The organism is Lishizhenia sp. (assembly GCF_057456495.1).
Genome location: NZ_JBVCPV010000310.1, coordinates 1 through 1,910 on the forward strand (window position 1 = coordinate 1; position 1,910 = coordinate 1,910).

Sequence of the window (1,910 nt, forward strand, 5' to 3'; positions counted from 1 at the left end):
AATATTAACTAAAGACGGCAGAACCTTTAACGTAATTAAAGGAGACAAGATTATTATAGTCAGACGTAAAAAGATGCTAGAACCTAAATGAGAAAACTATCTTTATCATCCTTAATACATTTTTCTAGTTTGTTTACATTTTTTGCTATTTTGCAACTTGTATGGGAATACTTTTTTTTAGAATTTGGTATAGTGATTTTAATTATGTATGAAGTAGGATTTGAAATGAGATTTATGGATGAATTAATTTCACTAAATAACAAATTTAATAAATTTTTACACGACAAATTTGATAAAAAACGCCGAAGAAAAAGAAGGAAAGTTAGCGATGTCAGAACACCTATCTAAAGAAGATTTGATAGATATTCACAGGAGAAGTTTGCGAGAAAGGCAGATACGTGAACATATTGGTTGTGAAAGCACCAATAGCGTGTTTAAAACAGATAGACAATACAAAAGTGACTTTTACAAATATAGTATTTGTGCTGTATTAGAAGAATTTTTACAAAAACACAGTTATTCAGTAGATTACAAAGTGGGTCTTAGTGAGAACGGCCCGTATTCACTCAAAAAAGAAGATCTACAAATATCCCTAGATAAATACAAAAAGTGTGTAACAGAAGGGTGTTTTTTTATAAAAGACGCTAAGGGTAATAAGTTTGTTCTTGAGCTAGAGGAATCATACGGTAGAGATGCTTGGGATATAAGTTTATACTATAAAGAAGAACAGGAAAAGAGTGTTTTAAGTTTTGTAACAGATTTAGAAAAGTATGCAACGGATAACAGCTTCTTAAAAAATTCTAAGATAGATCCAAGTTTTTCTCATATAGCTATACATAATAAATATACGTGGGATGACGTTATCTTACCCTCCTCAGTAAAAAAAGAATTAAAAACTAATATAGATAATTTATTTGATAACATACAATTATATAAGAAAAATGATTTATCTTTTAAGCGCGGTATTATTCTTAAAGGAGAACCAGGAACTGGAAAAACTTTGATCGGTAAGGTATTATGTAATCAATCTAAATGCTCTTTTGTTTGGGTGACTCCTAAATTTTTACAGAGGGCTTCTGACATTAAGGCTATTTGTGTGTTAGCACGAGAAATTGCTCCTACTATTTTATTTTTGGAAGATATAGATTTATACGGCAATAACAGAGATGATAGTTCCAATGCAAGTTTGTTAGGAGAATTAATGAATCAGTTGGACGGGTTAGTGGAAAACAGATATATTGTAACAGTTGCTACTACAAACAACGCTGGGAAACTAGAAGATGCCCTTAGAAACAGGCCTGGAAGATTTGACAGAATTATAGATATTCCGAAACCATCTAGCGAAGGCCGTATAAAAATGTTAAAGCTACACGTTGGTAAGTGCTCTGTTGATAATGTAAACTTTGAAAGCGTTGCTAAAAAAACTAAGGGGTACACTGGGGCGCATATAAGAGAACTAGTAACTACTGCAGTAATTTGTGCTATAGAAGAAAATTCAGTAGACGAAAATCAGAAAGTTATCTTAAAGCAAGAACATTTTGACAAAAATATAGAAAAGGTAAAAGCAAAGAAAGTTGGCTCAGTGGGATTTAACGTAGATTCTACAGATATTCCTCCGTCCTTAGGAGATGATGAGTGGTAGTAATAAAAATATAGAAGGGAGTGTCTAACGTGAAAAACTTACCAACATTTGACTACTGTGGTAAAAAAGCTTATGTAACTCAACTAGATTTGGAAAGAAATACTATGTCATTTGTAGTACCAGAAGGTATGACGTATCAATGGGGCAAGGGAAAAAAGAGAACAAGGTCTATGGAAATAAGCAATACACCAGTAAATATAAAAAAAGTAATATTAGAAATAAATCAAACTCTAGAAGGAGGCGATTATGGAGACCAGTAAATTTTTTG

At 31.9% G+C, this 1,910-nt stretch carries 2 protein-coding genes; both read left to right on the forward strand.

Annotated features, from left to right (window positions below; genetic code table 11):
- The first annotated feature begins 289 nt into the window (after positions 1-289).
- Positions 290-1,642 carry an ATP-binding protein gene (locus AC22ZQ_RS14400; protein WP_318959453.1) on the forward strand — a complete coding sequence of 451 codons (1,353 nt, stop codon included), beginning with the start codon at positions 290-292 and terminating at the stop codon, positions 1,640-1,642.
- 20 nt (positions 1,643-1,662) lie between these two features.
- Positions 1,663-1,902, forward strand: coding sequence for a hypothetical protein (locus AC22ZQ_RS14405; RefSeq protein ID WP_318959454.1), 240 nt, complete (start codon positions 1,663-1,665; stop codon positions 1,900-1,902).
- Positions 1,903-1,910 lie beyond the last annotated feature (8 nt).